This window comes from Enhydrobacter sp. (assembly GCF_030246845.1).
In the GTDB taxonomy this organism is placed as follows: Bacteria; Pseudomonadota; Alphaproteobacteria; order Reyranellales; family Reyranellaceae; genus Reyranella.
The window spans coordinates 365,878-382,886 of sequence record NZ_CP126889.1; the positions used below are offsets into that span (position 1 = coordinate 365,878).

Annotated in this window: 15 protein-coding genes, 1 tRNA gene and 1 pseudogene; 3 read left to right on the forward strand and 14 right to left on the reverse strand. The window is 63.7% G+C overall.

What is annotated here, in order from left to right; all coding sequences use genetic code 11:
* Positions 1-82 precede the first annotated feature (82 nt).
* Complete coding sequence (locus tag OJF58_RS01975; RefSeq protein WP_300781395.1) at positions 83-1,246, reverse strand: substrate-binding domain-containing protein; 1,164 nt, start codon at positions 1,244-1,246, stop codon at positions 83-85.
* A gap of 160 nt (positions 1,247-1,406) precedes the next feature.
* On the opposite strand from OJF58_RS01975, the gene OJF58_RS01980 reads away from it, so the two are divergent.
* Complete coding sequence (locus OJF58_RS01980) at positions 1,407-1,838, forward strand: MarR family transcriptional regulator (RefSeq protein ID WP_300781396.1); 432 nt, start codon at positions 1,407-1,409, stop codon at positions 1,836-1,838.
* Between the two features lie 208 nt (positions 1,839-2,046).
* Here OJF58_RS01980 and OJF58_RS01985 read toward each other — a convergent pair whose 3' ends face one another.
* A complete protein-coding gene (locus tag OJF58_RS01985) occupies positions 2,047-3,579 on the reverse strand; it encodes an amidase (RefSeq protein WP_300781397.1) in 1,533 nt (510 codons plus the stop codon).
* Positions 3,580-3,690: 111 nt separating this feature from the next.
* Here OJF58_RS01985 and OJF58_RS01990 point away from each other — a divergent pair, with 111 nt between their 5' ends.
* Positions 3,691-5,205 (forward strand): amidase, encoded by a 1,515-nt coding sequence (locus tag OJF58_RS01990; protein WP_300781398.1) that lies wholly within the window; start codon positions 3,691-3,693, stop codon positions 5,203-5,205.
* 84 nt (positions 5,206-5,289) lie between these two features.
* Here OJF58_RS01990 and OJF58_RS01995 read toward each other — a convergent pair whose 3' ends face one another.
* Positions 5,290-5,667, reverse strand: a complete 378-nt coding sequence (locus tag OJF58_RS01995; protein WP_300781399.1) for a nuclear transport factor 2 family protein — start codon at positions 5,665-5,667, stop codon at positions 5,290-5,292.
* A 21-nt stretch (positions 5,668-5,688) separates the two neighbouring features.
* Positions 5,689-6,678: a zinc-dependent alcohol dehydrogenase family protein gene (locus OJF58_RS02000; protein WP_300781400.1), complete on the reverse strand. Its 990-nt coding sequence runs from the start codon at positions 6,676-6,678 to the stop codon at positions 5,689-5,691.
* Between the two features lie 177 nt (positions 6,679-6,855).
* On the opposite strand from OJF58_RS02000, the gene OJF58_RS02005 reads away from it, so the two are divergent.
* Entirely contained in the window at positions 6,856-7,404 is a 549-nt protein-coding gene (locus OJF58_RS02005) for a hypothetical protein (protein ID WP_300781401.1), read from the forward strand.
* Positions 7,405-7,507: 103 nt separating this feature from the next.
* Here OJF58_RS02005 and OJF58_RS02010 read toward each other — a convergent pair whose 3' ends face one another.
* The 10 genes and pseudogenes from OJF58_RS02010 to OJF58_RS02055 all read right to left on the reverse strand — a co-directional run bounded on the left by OJF58_RS02010 (position 7,508) and on the right by OJF58_RS02055 (position 16,963).
* Complete coding sequence (locus OJF58_RS02010) at positions 7,508-9,517, reverse strand: N-6 DNA methylase (RefSeq protein ID WP_300781402.1); 2,010 nt, start codon at positions 9,515-9,517, stop codon at positions 7,508-7,510.
* A 200-nt stretch (positions 9,518-9,717) separates the two neighbouring features.
* Positions 9,718-10,104 carry a type I restriction enzyme HsdR N-terminal domain-containing protein gene (locus OJF58_RS02015; protein WP_300781403.1) on the reverse strand — a complete coding sequence of 129 codons (387 nt, stop codon included), beginning with the start codon at positions 10,102-10,104 and terminating at the stop codon, positions 9,718-9,720.
* 117 nt (positions 10,105-10,221) lie between these two features.
* The gene (locus OJF58_RS02020; RefSeq protein ID WP_300781404.1) at positions 10,222-10,884 is read right to left on the reverse strand and encodes a recombinase family protein; all 663 of its coding nucleotides are present in this window, start codon (positions 10,882-10,884) and stop codon (positions 10,222-10,224) included.
* Between the two features lie 91 nt (positions 10,885-10,975).
* A complete protein-coding gene (locus OJF58_RS02025) occupies positions 10,976-12,067 on the reverse strand; it encodes a site-specific integrase (RefSeq protein ID WP_300781405.1) in 1,092 nt (363 codons plus the stop codon).
* Positions 12,048-12,497 carry a helix-turn-helix domain-containing protein gene (locus OJF58_RS02030; protein ID WP_300781406.1) on the reverse strand — a complete coding sequence of 150 codons (450 nt, stop codon included), beginning with the start codon at positions 12,495-12,497 and terminating at the stop codon, positions 12,048-12,050. Before OJF58_RS02030 ends, OJF58_RS02025 begins: the two co-directional genes overlap by 20 nt.
* A gap of 85 nt (positions 12,498-12,582) precedes the next feature.
* A pseudogene (locus tag OJF58_RS02035) lies at positions 12,583-13,782 on the reverse strand (IS256 family transposase).
* A gap of 208 nt (positions 13,783-13,990) precedes the next feature.
* Positions 13,991-14,203, reverse strand: coding sequence for an AlpA family phage regulatory protein (locus OJF58_RS02040; protein WP_300781408.1), 213 nt, complete (start codon positions 14,201-14,203; stop codon positions 13,991-13,993).
* A 102-nt stretch (positions 14,204-14,305) separates the two neighbouring features.
* Positions 14,306-15,334: a hypothetical protein gene (locus tag OJF58_RS02045; protein WP_300781409.1), complete on the reverse strand. Its 1,029-nt coding sequence runs from the start codon at positions 15,332-15,334 to the stop codon at positions 14,306-14,308.
* Positions 15,335-15,493: 159 nt separating this feature from the next.
* Entirely contained in the window at positions 15,494-16,705 is a 1,212-nt protein-coding gene (locus OJF58_RS02050; protein ID WP_300781410.1) for an integrase arm-type DNA-binding domain-containing protein, read from the reverse strand.
* A gap of 162 nt (positions 16,706-16,867) precedes the next feature.
* Positions 16,868-16,963, reverse strand: a tRNA-Sec gene (locus OJF58_RS02055).
* Positions 16,964-17,009: the final 46 nt, after the last annotated feature.

Genomic DNA, 17,009 nt, shown 5'->3' on the forward strand with positions numbered 1-17,009 from the left:
TCCCTGCCCGTCCCGTGACGGCGCGGCATTAGACGGCAAGTTATTTTACTTTTCAAGCAACACCCCGGGCAACCCCGGGCGATCAGGCGGGAAAGTGCTGGACGACGCGGAACTCGAGACCGTCCGCCTGGGCGAGATAGATGTCGGTGTGCAAATGGCGCGCCAGCATGTGCGACCGGCCGCGCGCGCCGACGTAGCAGAAATCCTGGGACGCCCGGCCGAGCGTCTCGACATCGAGCGCCCTGGCGCGGCGCGCGAGCTCGGCGTAGAAGCGCACGCCCTCGTAGCACGACTCGCCGATCGTGTTGGGCACCGGCGCCTCGCGGCCGAAGGCGCCGTGATAGCGATCGAGGAAGGCGAGATTGGCGTCGGTCTCGAGACCGGCGAGATAGCCGGCGGCGAAGAACAGGTTGATCGCGTTCTCCGCGCCGATGCCGAGCAGCGTGTTCTCCTCGCTGGCCGCCGACAGGCGCAGGATGTGCCGGTCGAGGCCGGCATCGGCGAAGGCGCGGTTGAAGGTGACGCAATCGCTGCCCACCATCGAAACCAGGACGGCGTCGGGCCGCGCCTTGCGGATGCGGTCGAGGCAGGCCTCGTAGGCCTCGCAGCCGAAGGGCACGTAGCTCTCGCCCACCACCTCGCCGCCGTTCGCGGCCACATAGCGCCGCGCGGCGCGATGGGAGACGCGCGGCCAGACATAGTCGTTGCCCATCAGGTACCAGCGGCGCGCCCCATGCCGCGTGGCCAGCCATCCGATCGAGGGCCTCACCTGCAGGGCCGGCGTCTCGCCGACCATGAACACGCCGGGCGCCTTCTCGCCGCCCTCGTAGACCGGCGTGTAGACATAGGGCACGCGGCCCCTGAGCGCGCGCACCAGGGCCTGGCGCACGGCGCTGATATGCATGCCGATCACCGCCTCGGCGCCGCCCTCGACGATCAGGTCGAGCGTCTCGTCGGTCACCGTCTCGGGGTCGCGCCCGGCATCGATGAAGGTGAGGTCGAGCTCGCGCCCCAGCAGGCCGCCGCTTTCATTGACCTCGTGCGCCGCCAGCAGGGCGCTGGTCTGGCACGACGGTCCCCACAGACCGGCCGGCCCGCTGAACGGGGCGAGCAACGCGATGCAGAGGCGATCGCGCCGGCGGCGCGAACGGCAGGGCACCGCATCGGCGATCGCCTCGCCGAGCAGGACCGCTCCCGCTGAGGGCGCGCGCGCCGCGATCGGCGATGCGGAGGCTGCAGCGACCATGTCGTGTCGTCCCCATCCCGGAACGGCCGCGGCCCGTTGCGACCGATTCAGCCGATCGCTGTTCCCCTGCCACGGTCCCTTCCGATCTTGCCAACCGACCGTAGCACCCGTATCAATCCTTGAAAAGTCAAACTCTTCCGCATTCGCGCAGACTCGGGAAATGGCCAATACACGTCCGATCAACGAATATCTTTCCTACCTGCTGGCCCAGGCCGAGCGGCAGCTCAACCGCCAGCTCGACCAGGAGTTCCGCGCCGAGGGCGTGCCGGTCGAGCAGTGGCGCATCCTGAAGCTGCTGGCCGAGAAGAACGGCCGCTCGATGGGCGACCTCGCCGAGGCCGCCCTGCTCAACCATCCGACGCTCACCAAGACCGTCGACCGCATGGTCTCGGCCGCGCTGGTCTATCGCCGCGCCGACAAGGCCGACGGCCGCCGCGTCCTGATCTTCATCGCCGAACGCGGCCGCGCCGTGATCCAGCGCCTCAACAAGCTGGCCAACTCGCACCAGGCCGAGATCGTCGAAAGCTACGGCAACCGCCAGGCCGAGGCGCTCAAACGCCTGATCGAGGGTCTGATCCAGCGCACGGCCTAGTCCTATCGCTCGCCCCGCATGAGCGCCACCGGAGTTCGCCACCGGCCGTGCGACCCTCGGGAGTAAACTGTGCTGCCTGCCGCAAAGTGGGTGACACGACACTGGTTGGCGCCTGATCTTGCTTCTTGTTGGCGGCGCGCTCCGATGAGCGCTCAAGGGAGCGCGCCACTCCAGTGGCGCTCATGGGATGCCGCCCACGGCGGCGGTCTCAATATTCCCGCCAATCGCCCAGCCGCTCGAAGGCATGGCCCGCGCGGATCAGGGTCGCCTCGTCGAAGTGCTTGCCGACCAGCATCAGGCCGATCGGCAGGCCGCCCACCTTGCCGCAGGGCACCGTGAAGGCGGGATGGCCGCTGGCGTCGAACGGGCAGGTGTTCTGCTGCATGTCGAGCGCGCGCTCGACATACTCCTCGCGGCTGCAGCCCGGCTCGGGAAGCCGCGTCGCCGGGAACGGCAGCGTCGGCATGGCGATGGCGTCGTAGCGCGCCAGCACCTCGTCGTAGGCGCGGCGCAGCACGACGCGCAGGTTCTGCGCCTTGGCGTGGTAGCGGTTGTGATAGTTGCGGTGCATGTACTCGCCCAGCAGCAGCACGAGCTTCACCGTCTCCGATACGTCGTCCGGCCGCGACCGCCAGCCGCGCGCGAAAGCCTCCTGCAGCGAGGTCGTGTAGTAGCCCGGCCAGTTGTTCCCCATGGCATAGCCCTTGATCATCATCTCGGCTGCGCCCTCGAGGATGATGCCGGCCCAGATGTGCGGGCCGTCGAGATGCATGGGGATCGACACCTCCTCGACGATGGCGCCGGCGTCCTCGAGCCTGCCGAGCGCGAGCCGCACCTTCTTGCTGGTGTCCGGCGTCAGAGGATTGCCGGTCTCGTGGCCGAAGCCCTCCTTCAGCGCGGCAATGCGCAGGCCCTTCGCCGGCTGGCCGAGCGCGCCCGGATAGTCGCCCACTCGCGCGTTGGCGGTACGCGGATCGTGCGGATCGGGGCCGGCGATGACGGCGAGCAGCCGCGCCACGTTCTCGACGCTGTCGCAGATCGGCCCGCAGTGGTCGACCGAATAGGAGATCGGCATGCCGCCGGTCATCGGCACGAGGCCCCAGGTGGGCTTCAGCCCGCAGACGCCGCACCAGCCCGAGGGCGTGCGGATCGAGCCGCCCTGGTCGCCGCCCAGCGCCATCTCCACCTCGCCCGCCGCCACCAGCGCCGCGCTGCCGCCCGACGAGCCGCCGGCGGAACGAAGCGGATCGTGCGGATTGCGGATCGGGCCGGTGGCGCAGGTATGGCTGCCGGCGGAGAAGCAGAGATCCTCGCACGCCGCCTTGCCCACGATCGTGCCGCCGGCATCGAGGATGCGCGCGACCACCGTCGCATCGACGTCGGGCACATAGCCTTCGAGCACGCGCGAGCCGTTCATCATGGGCACGCCGGCGACGCAGATATTGTCCTTCACCGCGACCCGCTTGCCCGCCAGCGGCCCCGTCGCGGCGCCACGGACCTCGCACTTCCAGTACCAGGCGTTCAGCGGGTTGTCCCGCGGCTCCGGCCGATAGCCGGGTGTACGCGGATAGCGCACCGCGAGCTTGGGCTCGGCGAGCTCGTCGAGGCGCGCGTAGGAGGCCATCGATCCCGCCATAAGCCCCCGGAAAGAGTGCGCATCGGCTTCGCTCAGCGTCATGCCGAAGCCCCGCGCGAGCTCCAGGATCTCGGCCGCGGTCGGCAGCCTGGGCGCCGTGGTCATTCGATTGCTCCTCCCGTTTGGTGGACGCAGTCTAGGGCGGCGTTATTTTACTTTTCAAGCAAACTTTGGCCGTCGCATACTCCGTGCCGCGACCGAAGCAAGGAGGAGCCCATGACCGTGAAGCGCGCCACGCTGGCCGAGCTCAAGGCGATCGCCGACGACCTCGCGATCCCCCTCACCGACGAGCGGGCGGCGGAGTTCCTGGCGCTGATGCAGGGGAACTTCGACGCCTACGATCTCCTGGAGGCGATGCCCGACTACAAGCCGGCGGTGAAGTATCCGCGCACGCCGGGCTATCGGCCCGAAGGCGAGGAGAACAAATACAATGCCTGGTATGTGAAGACGACCGTCAAGGGCGCCTCGTCGGGCAAGCTCGCCGGCAAGACGGCGGCGCTCAAGGACAATGTCTGCCTCGCCGGCGTGCCGATGATGAACGGCGCCTCGACGCTCGAGGGCTATGTGCCGGACATCGACGCCACCATCGTCACCCGCATGCTGGATGCCGGCGCCACGATCATGGGCAAGGCGCATTGCGAGTTCTTCTGTCTCTCGGGCGGCAGCCACACCAATGCGCTGGGCCCGGTGCACAATCCGCACAAGCCGGGCTACTCGGCCGGCGGCTCGTCGTCGGGCAGCGGCGCCTTGGTGGCGGCGGGCGAGGTCGACATGGCGATCGGCGGCGACCAGGGCGGCTCGATCCGCATCCCCGGCTCGTTCTGCGGCATCTACGGCATGAAAGCAACGCACGGGCTGGTGCCCTACACCGGCGTGATGCCGATCGAATCGACCATCGACCATGCCGGCCCGATGACCGCGACGGTGAGCGACAACGCGCTGCTGCTCGAGGTGCTGGCCGGCGCCGACGGCCTCGATCCGCGCCAGTATGCGCCGCGGACCGCCCGCTATACCGAGGCGCTGGGCCAGTCGGCCAGGGGCCTGCGCATCGCCGTCGTCAGGGAAGGCTTCGGCCATGCCAACTCCGAGAAGGACGTGGACGAGTGCGTGCGCGCGGGCGCCGAGCGCTTCGCGCGCATGGGCGCGACGGTGGACGAGGTCAGCATCCCCCTGCACCTCATGGGGCCGGTGATCTGGACGCCGATCGCGCTCGAAGGCCTGCAGGCGCAGATGATGCGCGGCAACGGCATGGGCTTCAACTGGAAGGGCCTCTATACGCTCGGCCTGCTCGACGCCCATGCCGGCTGGCGCGCCCGGGCCAACGAGCTCTCCGACAGCCTCAAGATCTCGATGTTCGTCGGCGAGTACTTCCTCAAGCACTATCGCGGCCGCTACTACGCCAAGGCCCAGAACCTCGCCCGCAAGCTCGAGGCTGCCTACGATTCGGTGCTGGGCAAGTACGACATGCTGCTGATGCCGACCCTGCCGATGAAGGCCACGCCCATCCCGCCGCCGAACGCGCCGCTGCCGCTCTATATCCAGCGTGCCTTCGAGATGGTGGGCAACACCGCGCCGTTCGATGTCACCGGCCATCCGGCGATGACGCTGCCCTGCGGCATGCGCGACGGGCTGCCGGTCGGGCTCATGCTGATCGGCAAGGACTACGACGAGGCCACCCTCTACCGCGCCGCCCACGCCTTCGAGCAGGACGGCGACTGGAGGAAGATGTAGAGGGAAACAAAGATCCCTGGCCGACGCTCGGGATGACACAAATGCCGGTGTCATCCCGAAGCGAAGCCGAGGGATCCTTCCAGCTTACTCCTTCGTCACCACATGGAAGGCCTTGGAGATCACCTGCCAGCGGCCATCGGCCTTCAGGAGCGTGAGGTAGTCGGTGAAATAGCGTGGCGGGAGCTGGCACTCGACCTTGGCGAAGGCGGTGGCCGGGCCGGAGAAGTCGATCGACACGATGCGGTCGCGCCGCTCGCTGCCCCTGGCCTTGCCCGAGGGCCGGCTCTCCACGCTCTTGAACCAGTCGGCGCGCGGCAGGTCGGCCGCCTTGCCGTCGGCGCCGGCGCTGTAGAGATGCGCGGCGGGATGGAAGGCCTGGCCGAGCTTCCTGGTGTCTCCCTCGTACAGGCCGTCGAAATAGACCTGCAGCACCTTCTCGATTTCGGCGACGTCGGAACTCATTTCGCTTTCCTCCTCGGGTTGTCAGATCGCCCCGCCGGGGCTGACCAGGATCTTGCCGTTGCGCCCGCCCTTGTCGGCATGCGCCAGCGCCTCCCTGATCTTGTCGATCGGATAGACGGTGTCCACCGGCGCGGAGAGCTTGCCCTCGAGGACCTGCTGCGCAAGCCCCGCATAGATCTCGCGGATCTTCTCCGGCCTGCGGCGGGCGAGGAAGCGGCCGAGCATGAAGCCGGTGAGCCGCACGCCGCGATAGATGAAGTTGGAGCGGTCGACGTCGGGATTCTCGCCGCTCATCGAGCCGTAGTGGACCAGCGTGCCGTCGCTGGCGAGGCAGTCGGCGATGCGGCCCGTCGCCTTGCCGCCGATCGCCTCCAGCCCCAGCCGGATCGAAGCGCCGCCGGTCTCGCGCGCGACGCGCTCGGCGAGATCGTCGCCATCGACCAGCACCAGGTCGGCGCCGAGCGGTTTCAACTCCGCCGCAAGCTCGGCTCGGCGCACGACGTTCACCGTGCGCAGGCCGCGCTCGTGCGCCAGCACGATGGCCAGCCGCCCGACCGCCGAGTTGGCGACGTTCTGGATCACCCATTCGCCGCCCCCGAGGTCGACGAAGTCCGACAGCATCAGCTCGGCGGTCGGCGGGTTGATGCGCACCATCGCCGCCTGTTTCAGGTCGATGCCGGCCGGCAGCGGGATCGCATCCTCGCCCTTGACCTTGCGCTTCTCGGCCCAGTTCTCGCGCTGCAGGTTGATGACGAGGTCGCCCGGCTTCACGTGCCTCACGTTCGCGCCGACGGCGGTGACGCGACCGACGCACTCGGCGCCCGGCGTCGCCGGCAGCGGCGGCTTGAGGCGATAGCTGCCGCGGCAGAACCACATGTCGGCGGGATTGATCGGGAAGGCGAGCACGTCGAACACCACCTCGTCGGCCGCCGGCGCGCCGACGTCCGGCACCTCGGCGCAGCGCGCCACTTCCCACGGCGTGCCGTAGCGCTCGATCAGCACCTGCTTCATGGCGTTCCCCTCTGGCCGCCTATATAGAGCGTCCTCGCAGGAGCGCGCCACCAACAAGAAACGGGCCTCACCCCGAGGAGCATCGCGCAGCGATGCGTCTCGAAGGACGGCAACGAGCACCCTGCCGCCTCATCCGCGACGCGATCGAGCGCACCTGTCCACGACTTCAACAAGCGCATGTTCCGGCCCGGCGGCGTCCACCGGCCGCAGGCCGCGCGCGAGCGCAAGTGGCACACCGAGACCGGCAAGGCGAACTTCATCGTGCCCGAGGGGCTGTCGGCCGATCCGGACGTCGAGCGCGACGACCCGCAGGTGCTGCGCCCCTTCACCCTGCGCAGCAACGGCCAGTTCAACACCACCGTCTACAGCCACGACGACCGCTTCCGCGGCATCTACGGCACGCGGCGGTTGATCCTGCTCAATCGCGACGACATGCAGCGCCTGGGCCTGGCCGAAGGCGACAGGGTGACCGCGACCTGCGCCGCCGCGCGCGACGGCGAGGCGCCGCGCCGGGTGCCGGGGCTGCGCGTCACGCCCTACGACGTGCCCATGGGCGCCTGCGCCGGCTACTATCCGGAGTGCAATCCCCTGGTGCCGCTGTGGCACCACGCCAAGGGAAGCAAGGTGCCCGCCGTCAAATCGATCCCTGTGCGGCTGAGAAGGAAGAATGACGGTGGTGGAACTGGCGGAGAGAGTGGAAGGCACATTTGCCAGCGAAATAATTGATAAACCTGTGTTCTCGAAATCTGAAGTCCGCACTTACCCCTAAAGTTACCCCTGCCGGCTTATTGTGAGGCCGGCAGCTACCCGGTCTACGTCTATGGCTTCGTCATCCCTCGACCGCCCCTGAGTCTTCACCTGTCAAGCTAGTTAAAAGGCTCTTCGTTTCTGCCATCAGACTCGAAAAGGACTTCTCGAACGTTTCCCGGGCTTTAACTGCAGCCCGTGTAGCTTCGACAATGCCACTCACGCCGGCCCAATCGGGCGGAACTGGAATCAAAATCCCTGCGATGTGCTTAGGTTCAAGATGTTGTTGAACAGAGCCGTATTCGTTTCGCAGCATCTGATTGTAGCCAGCATAAGACTGCAAGTAAGCATACACGTAGAACCGAATCGTCTCGTCCTTGATCCTGACCCGGATCATGTCGTCCGAGACGATGGCCCCAACTAACCGCGGCGTGACATATGCGACCCGCCCGATCGTGCCGGATCTAGTGACCAGAAGGTCACCCTCTTGGACCCGAAGTATTTTGATGGTGTGCAGTTGCCTTTTCGAAGCCTTCCCAAGGTCGGGAAGCTTCGCACTCTCCGCCTTCTCTTGAAGCACGGCCATTGGAGGAAAGTATCGTTCCACGCTCGCGCCGAGTTCGTCTACGATGAGATTCTCGGTCTTAATCCGGGGGCCCTTAAAGATGCCGATATCCTTTGAAAGCTGACCCACCGCCGACACTGTCCAGCCATTCTTGCCATCCAGCTTTTCAATGTCCTTGATCGTCTTGTTCAGGTTCGGCAAGTAAAATTGGGGATTGATGCAGAGCGGCTCTGCGATTTCGGATCGCTTTACAATGAAGCGATACTCCGAACTCGTAAGGCTGTTGTTCTGGGCGGCCCGATAGTCGTCCAATATCTCATCCAGATCGTGATCAACCTCTTCGGTCGGCTGGTTTCGGTCATCACGCTTAAAGATAGGAATGCCTTCGCTGTCCTGACCAACCTTCCGGGACACAGCCATGAAAATGTCGTAGTCCTCCGGGATTACCTCGCCAATCTTCGGACGATAGACAAACACTAGACAGGTTCGCACTCCAGTGTGCGGCTGAAAGGTGTTCTTGTGGCAGTTAACAACAGCCAAGAGCACGTAGTCGGACATCAACTGGCGACGGACCGCATAGTAAGTTTGCGTGTCCAAAAAACTCTTTGGCATAACGATGCCGATTTTCCCACCGGGCGCGATCCAGCTTAGACATCTCTCAAAGAACAACATCTCGGGCGGTACGCCCTCGTCGTTAACTTCGTTCGTCTTTTCGTACTTGCCGTCGCGCTCAGTCCATTTCATGCCGCAGGCGTAGTTATCCAGGATACGCCTATCCGTGATTTTTCCTTCGCCTACCCCTCCAAAGGGCGGATTAGTCAGGATGACAGTTGGCTTACCCTCTCCGGCACGGCTCTTCACGTGATCATCGAGGGCGTCATATGAAGCCAAGCTATCGCCCCGTGTCATGCCAGCGTGACCGTCGCCATTCAAAATCATCGCAGTCTTGGCGATTTTGACGAGTCGCTTGCTCTGCTCGACCATGAACAAATTTGTGCGATGCCGGTCGAGCTGTCTCTCCTTGGAGATAGTCGTTCCACCGCCGGCAAGGATCTTGCGGCGTATGAACCGCATTGCGCCGGTGAGGAATCCACCTGAACCTCCTGCGGGGTCCAAGATGATGTCCTGGTAGGAGGGATCAATCATGGCTACCATCAGGTCCACAACTAGGCGGTTCGTAAAGAATTGGCCCTGCTGCCGCTTCAGATAGGTGGCCGTGTACTGCTCGTAGGCATGCCCCATCACGTCCCAATCATGCGATTCATGCAGATTGCTTAGCATTCGGTATGGCTGAAGCTCATTGACCACATCACAAACAGCCCGGGCTCCTACTGTTATCTTCTCCTCTGCCGCAAAGACGGTGGGATTCTGAGCGACCACTTCCCTGAATAAGGACTGAACGCGCTGCGCGACAACCTTTTGGCCCTCGGCAGATCGATACTCCTCCGGGGTGCAATAAAACTCAGGCAAAGGCGGCGTCTTCTCCTCATCGATGGCCTTTGCAAGAATGAGGCGCACCATATCCATAGTGAGGTCCTCTTCCTCGCCATCGATACCTCGGCCATGCAGCTTGTTGTGACAGCGCCGTAGTAGTCCTTTGATATCTCTAGGCCGGACGAGGTCCTCTTTCTTTCGACGCCCTAAAGCGTCCCATGCTTCTCCACGACGAGGTATTCCGGTCCAATCAATGAGTTGGTTGGAAGGACTGCTAAGGCGACGGAAGTACCTTACGTTGCCGTTAAACCATACTGCACCGTCAGCACTGGTGTTGAAGACGTAAGAGACGAGCTGATTGTACCGTCTGTTTCGGTCGGTGCCTTGCACTCGACTATCAGATCGATCTTGCCCTGGTCGCGCTGCGCGCATGCAACCGGATTGGAGTAGACAACGATATCTGCTCGGACTGGTCTGCCCTCTCGGTCCACCATGGCTTTTCGGCCGTAATAGATCGGCACTTCCCGCGCCAGCACGGTCTTTGGATACTGGTACTCGAAGTGAAGGGTCCTCAAATACCGCTGTCGCACGAATTCTTCGGGGGTGGGCTCTAAGCGGTCGTCGCTCAAGAAGTCGCCTATTTTGCCGTCTTCTCCGACTTCAATTTCAAACTGATCCATTGTTACCAGACGCTTCCTCGTTGTCCTCGAACTTTACACCATGTGCTGCTCGTAGCGACAACGTAGCTATGTGCAATCCTCCTAGAACAAGCCAGCCCTACGCTGCAACCCGCGGCGTTAGGCTGCCAGCAGTCGCGACACTTGAACGGGCTGCCATTGGCTGTGCCCTGCAGGGGTTCTTACGCCTCTGGCCTCAAGAGTGCGCGCGATACCAGCCAAAGAGGTAACACCACTTTTTTGCACGTCTCGGATCACAGCCACGGTGGTGGCGTTGGCCTTTGCCGCGTAGGCGGAGCGGGCAGCCCGGGCCTTGGCAACTGTCTCAGCGGCGATCGGGCTGCCGAGCTTCCGCCCCCGCGCCTTGGCAGCCTGTAGTGCCGCCTTGGTCCGCTCGCTAATTCGGCGCGCTTCATCCTCTGCAACAGCCGCCAGAATGTGGAGAGTTAGGCGCGATGCGAAGGGCTGATCGCAGGCCAGGAACTCAACGTCAGCGTCCATCAGGTTGGCGATGAACGCTACGTTACGCGCCAAGCGGTCCAGCTTGGCAATAAGGAGAGTCGCCTTCGCCTTCCGAGCCGCGCACAGTGCCTTGGCCAGCTCGGGACGATCCGCCCGCTTCCCCGTCTCGACCTCGACAAAAGATGCGACGATGGTCGCTCCATGCTGCCGGGCGAACGCCTCGACCGCCGCCCGCTGGGCTTGCAGCCCAAGGCCGCTCTCCCCCTGCCGGACGGTGCTGACTCGAAGGTAGGCAACAAAGGCGGTCGGCTTCTTGGTCATGGCTGGACTTTACATTGTGAAACGGACGTTTCAGAATGTAAAGGGCCAAGATTGGACTGTCAACCAGTGCTTGTGACCTAGGGCAGCCGGGCTAATCGACCCGCCGCAGGTCTTCCATGGCACCCGCCAAGAGGTTCAACACCTCCTCCCTGCTCTTCCTAGGTCGGCCCAGCCCGCGAATGATCTCCGCTTGCCTCCCCTGTGTCAGATCACCGTAGCTGGTGAAAGTCGTCAGCACGTCGCTGTGCCCCAGATTCTGGCTCCAAGCCTTGAACTGCTCTGGTGACTGGCACAGGCGTTGTCCCAACAGAACGATCGTGTCCCGCAGCCGATGGGGCGGAAAGTACGACAGGCCGGCGGTGGTAAAGGCGCGTCGGAAAATCTGACGGATAGGATCGGCCGAAGACCAGTGCCGGCGCTCCAGCCCAACCGCCCGGAAGGTCCGGTCCATACCGCCCTCAACCAGTGTCGCCGGGAAAAGTGGATCGTCCGGCCCCCAAAGCAATTCCACCGTCAGATATTCGGCCCATTCCTCAACAATTCTCTGAACATCGGCGCCAACCGGGAAGAAGCTGGTGGTGAACGTCTTTCCAAACTTGGTCGCCACCTCGCGCGCATCCTGGACGACGCACCCGAGCGCCAGATTCAAATGCTTGAGCTTGAGCGACGCCACCGCGCCATCTCGCGCGCCTGTCAGCAGAATAAAGGCCACCAAAGCGCGGTCCCTCCGCTGGATCGCATCGTTCGTGGGCATGGTCCCAATTACGTGACGCACCTGCTCCAGTGACGGTGCCGGTTTGTCTCGTCGCGTCCGGGCTATGCGTGCATCGCGGTCCGATAGGTTGAAGTAGTCAGCATCGGAGTATGACAGCCGCGATCGGTAACTTGGCTGCCCAGCCAGCCAGACAAAGAATGCCTTGAGCGCCGCGAGCGTCGAGTGGATTGTCGCCTTGGCAAGTGGCTTGCCAGTGCGGGCGTTGGTTTGCTCGGCAAGATGGCGCTTGAACGCGACTGCTTGCTCCGGATGGAACGTCTTGAAGGAGCGGAAGCGCGTATCCAACTCGAAACTGCTGAGCGCCTTGGCGGCGGCATCCACCGATGGCTCGCCCCGGCGTTTCGCCTCCTTCAAGTAGGCGAAGTATTGGCGTTTGATCCGCTCGTTTTCAGGATTGTGCGTCGGCATGGGCAAAGGATCGGGTTGCGGAGTCATCGTTTAGGGAGGGTTCGTTGCGCTGCCTTAGGCGCGAGTCCACCTCCCTGATCGTCACGTCGAGACCGTCGCAGACAACCTCCAGCGTGGAGCGGTTGACGCGCCGGTAAAGAAGCGTGTCGCAGTCTGGGCAGATGCCTTGCAGGTCGCCGCTGGTGGCTGTGCGCGGCAGGTAATCGGCGATGTCGCCGGCCGGTCGGCGCGGCTCGCGACAGCGCAGGCAATAGATCATGCCGGATGGGGTCGGTCGCTTCCGTTTGGCACTGCGCTCACCGAGAAAGCGGCGCAGTTCGCTACCGAGAATCAGGGTCGGCCGGGCGCCGTCGATGGTCTTCAATCCGGCCCGCAGCCAAGCCCGCACCGTATTGCGGTGGGTACCGAAGAGCCGCGCGGCCTCCTCCACCGAATAGTTCCGATGGATCGTGCCCCGAGACGTGGTGTAGCTGGCGCTGAGTCAGCACAGCGATCTTCGGCGTGAGCCGGATCGATCAGGCAGCCACAGCAGGCAGCCCGACGAGAGGATCATCGCTTACGGGGGCGATGCTTTCCAGCGTGATGTAGCGGGAGCGCTGGACGGCCCACTCGTCGTTCTGCTCGAGCAGGATGGCCCCGACGAGTCGAACGATGGCCGCTTCATTGGGGAAGATGCCGACGACCTCGGTGCGGCGCTTGATCTCGCCGTTGAGGCGCTCCAGGGGGTTGATCGAGTGCAGCTTGACCCGGTGCTGTGCCGGGAAGCTCATGTAGGCGAGCACATCGGGCTCTGCCTCGTCCATCAGGGTAGCCAGCTTGGGGACCTTGGGTCGGAGCTGATCGGCGACACGCCGCCACTGCGCACGCGCCTGCTCGGCATCGTCCTGGGCGAAGGCGGTGGCGATGAAGGCCGAGACCACGCGGCGTCCGCTTCGGCCGGCATGCGCCAAGGCGTTGCGCATGAAGTGGACGCGGCAGCGCTGCCAGGTGGCGGTGAGGATCTTGGAGATCGCTGCCTTGATACCTTCATGGGCGTCGGAGATGACCAGCTTGACGCCGCGCAAGCCGCGGCGCGTCAGCTTCCTGAGGAACGCCGTCCAGAAGGTCTCGGCTTCGGACGGGCCGATATCCATGCCCAGCACCTCGCGCCGGCCGTCGGCGTTGACGCCGACGGCGACGATGACGGCGACCGAGACGATGCGGCCGGCCTGGCGCACCTTCACGTAGGTGGCGTCGATCCACAGATAGGGTCAGTCGCCCTCGATCGGCCGGTCGAGGAAGGCCTTCACCCGCTGGTCGATCTCCTCGCACAGCCGGCTGACCTGGCTCTTGGAGATGCCGCTCATGCCCAAGGCCTTGACCAGGTCGTCGACCGATCGGGTGGAGACGCCTTGGATGTAGGCCTCCTGGATCACCGCGGTCAGGGCCTTCTCGGCCATGCGGCGCGGCTCGAGGAAGCTGGGGAAGTAGCTGCCGCGGCGCAGCTTGGGGATGCGCAGCTCCACCGTGCCGGCCCGCGTCTCCCAATCCCGGTCGCGATAGCCGTTGCGCTGGGCCAGTCGCGTGGCGCTCTTCTCGCCATGGGCGGCGCCGGTCAGCGCACCGACCTCGATCTCCATCAGGCGCTCGGCAGCAAAGGCGATCATCTCGCGCAGAACGTCAGCGTCAGGGGCCTTCTCGACAAGCGAACGCAGGTCCATCATCTCTTCGGTCATCGGTGGTTCCTCGCGTGCAGGTTGGAGCTCGCAACCAAACCCTAACCGGAAATCGCCGGTGACCCCCGCAAGGCCGCTCCCTCGCTACGGCGCCATCAAACAGCGCGCTCGCTCGCGGCCTTGCTCTCCCCAGCTACACCACCATCCGGGACACGACCTTCCGATGGACCTTGGCCCGGCGCGGATCGATGCGCCGGCGCTTCACGGCCTAACCGTTCAGGCGCTCGATCAGGGCGCGGATGTCCTCGGCGCGCCAAGCCGTGGTACGTGGCCCCAGCTTCACCGGCTTGGGGAAGCGGCCGGACTTCACGCCGGCCCACCAGGTCGAGCGGCCGACGGGGATCGGGCCAATGGGAGCGAGAATTGCCGGAAGCCGGACGAAACCGGTCGCTGGTAGCGAGTATTGGTTGGCTTGCTTCATGCCAAGATGATGCAGGACGCTACCGATGGACGGCGAGCAGAGACGGGACAGAAATGCGGGCGTTCCGGTCAGATATGCACGGCTACAAATGTCAGAAAATGGCTACAGTGCATTTTCCGACTGTCGCAGGAAGGCGGAATAGTAGGGCTGGATCTTGAGGAGAAGAGTGCTTCTGCCGACCGGCCGCTTCCAAACGCGCGCGCACCAACTTTGCATATCTGCAATCAGGGCTTCCTGCTTCTGTGGCAGACTTCCTGCCTTCACGCGCTTCGCCATTTCTATATGGAAGGCGTCCCAGTCGAGTGACGGTCGGCCTCTCTTCCCAGGCCGTGCGGCACTTGATTCATCATCAAGTCGGTAGCAATCACCAATCCTGACAGCCTGTCCCGCGGGCTCCAGCGTGGGTGGGAAAGCTGCCATCAACTGCTCCGTGGAAACCATGACCAACGTATAGGACGCGTGTCGCCCACTGGCTTTACAGCCAACCCAGTCGATTTCGCCGGACAGCCAATTGCCGGACGGTATCTGTTGCCAGGGTTCCGCTACCCAACGATCCCATTCATCGCCTTCCAATCGCTCCGGAAATGACTTGTCAGCACGTGCAGGGATGCGCTTGCCGGCACTGAGGATTTTGCCCTCACGTAATGCAATGAACAGACGACACTTTGGCAGCTCCAAGAACTCTTCAAATCGCTGATCCCATGCATCTACCGCCTCATAATGCTGTCGTGAGGCCTCAAGATCAGCTAAGAGCCTTGCCCGGTCGGGTGGCTCCAAATCCAATCGGAGAAGCCTTTCGATGTCCTCGGGCCGCGAGTGGTAGTCACCCTCGATGAACGCGGCATACTCGGGGTTAGGTGGAAGACCAATCCTTTGACACTCTTCGTCGCTGATCGGTTCAAATTCCAACCGCGGTTCCGCGTTGTCCATGTCGTCGGTGCTAATCCGCCGATCTATTCCGTCATCCCACGGAACCGCCATCGGGATTCTCTGCAGCGCGACCCACAGCAACGCTTCGAAAAGATAGCAGTAAGCTGCGGCGGGCGTTGGTACCAACACGACTAGCTCGCGGTCTGACTCAGGAAAATCAAAGCAAAGGTCGGTCTTCGGACCCTTTGGCTCGGCAATCAACTACGCCTCCGCACTGGCCGACGAGCCCGACCCGTGTGACTAAGTGCCAGAGGCTTGCGGCTTCACAATCGGTCGCGCTCTTGTCCCACATAGGATTGCACGGAACGACCGTGGACAACCAAGTCTTGATACCTTGGATACAATTCCAGTTGAGGCGATTCACGGGCGAGCGCGCTTGAAGGCGACCACTTTGGTTTCGCTGTCCTTTTGGGTATCCAAGAAGTCTGCCCACGCTTGCATCATTGCCGTCCGCTCTTCGAGATACTGGCTCCGATGGTAGGCGGCCCGCACTGCGTTCTTTTCGATGTGCGCCAACTGCCGCTCGATCACGTCCGGCCGGAAGCCCAGTTCATTAAGCGCCGTTGACGCCAGCGCGCGGAAGCCGTGGCCGGTCATGCGGGAGTGATAGCCAAGGCGGTACAAGGCGAACAAAACGGTATTCTTGCTCATCGGCTTGCTAGGCGCGCGGCCGGGAAACACCCACGGCCACTTGCCGCTAAGTTCCCGAAGCTGGCGGAAGGCCACGACCGCCTGCCGCGACAGCGGAACGTGATGCGGCGCCCCGGTCTTCATCCGCTCCGCCGGGATCGTCCACTCCGCCTTGTCGAGGTCAATTTCCGGCCAAGTTGCGCTGCGCAGTTCGTTCGTCCGCACGAAGGTCAGCGCCAACAATCGCAACGCTAGCTTGGTTTGCAACTCGCCGTCGTACTGGTCGATCTTGTGCAGGAAGTCTGGCAGCTCGGACGCCGGAAGGGCCGCCATATGCTTCGGCTTGGGGCGGGCCTTGAGCGCGCCTCTCAGGTCGGCCGCCGGATTGCGCTCGCAGCGACCGGTGGCAATGCCATACCGGAACACCTGCCCGCAGGCCCGCGCCACTTTGTGCGCCGTCTCCACGGTGCCCCGCTTCTCAATCTTGCGCAGCACTGCCAAAAGTTCCGGTGCGGTCACGGCCGCGATGGGAGTCCGGCCAATGTCGGGGAAGACGTAACTTTCAAAGCGCGCGGTGGTGTCGTGGTGGTAGATGGCGGCCCATTTCGGCTTCACGTTGTCCAGCCATTCGCGCGCCACGGTGGTGAAAGTGTTGGCGGCAGCCTCCTGCGTCGCTCGCTTTTCCTCCCGGCGCACGGCGGAAGGATCAATCCCCTTTGCCACCAGCTTGCGGGCATCGTCCCGCGCGTCCCGCGCAGCTTTCAACGACACATCCGGATAGGTGCCGAGCGACAGGAGTTTTTCCTTGCCGGCGAAGTTGTAGCGAAACCGCCACCAGCGCCCGCCTGAAGGCGCGAGCAATAGGAATAGGCCACGCCCATCCATCATCTTCGTTGGCTTCGCAGGCTTCTTGGTTTTCCGGATCAGCGTGTCAGTGAGCACTGGGGTAACTCTCGCGGGGCTGAAAAAGTTACCCCGAAACTTACCCCGCAAAGTGGGGTAACTTCCAGTGGACAGCCATGGACGACGCGGGAACACACACAACAGAAAATCTCAGAGAATACGGGCTTTCTCGGCTTTCTTTAGACGGTATCGGATGAGAATTGGCGGAAGAGAGTGGGAGTCGAACCCACTAAGAGCCGTCTGGCGACCCTCTCTGGCTTTGAAGGCCAGCCGCCCCACCGGGAGCGCTTCCCCTCCGTCGCGGATATTTGCGCAAGGGCGGGGTGTTTGGAAGAGGGACAAG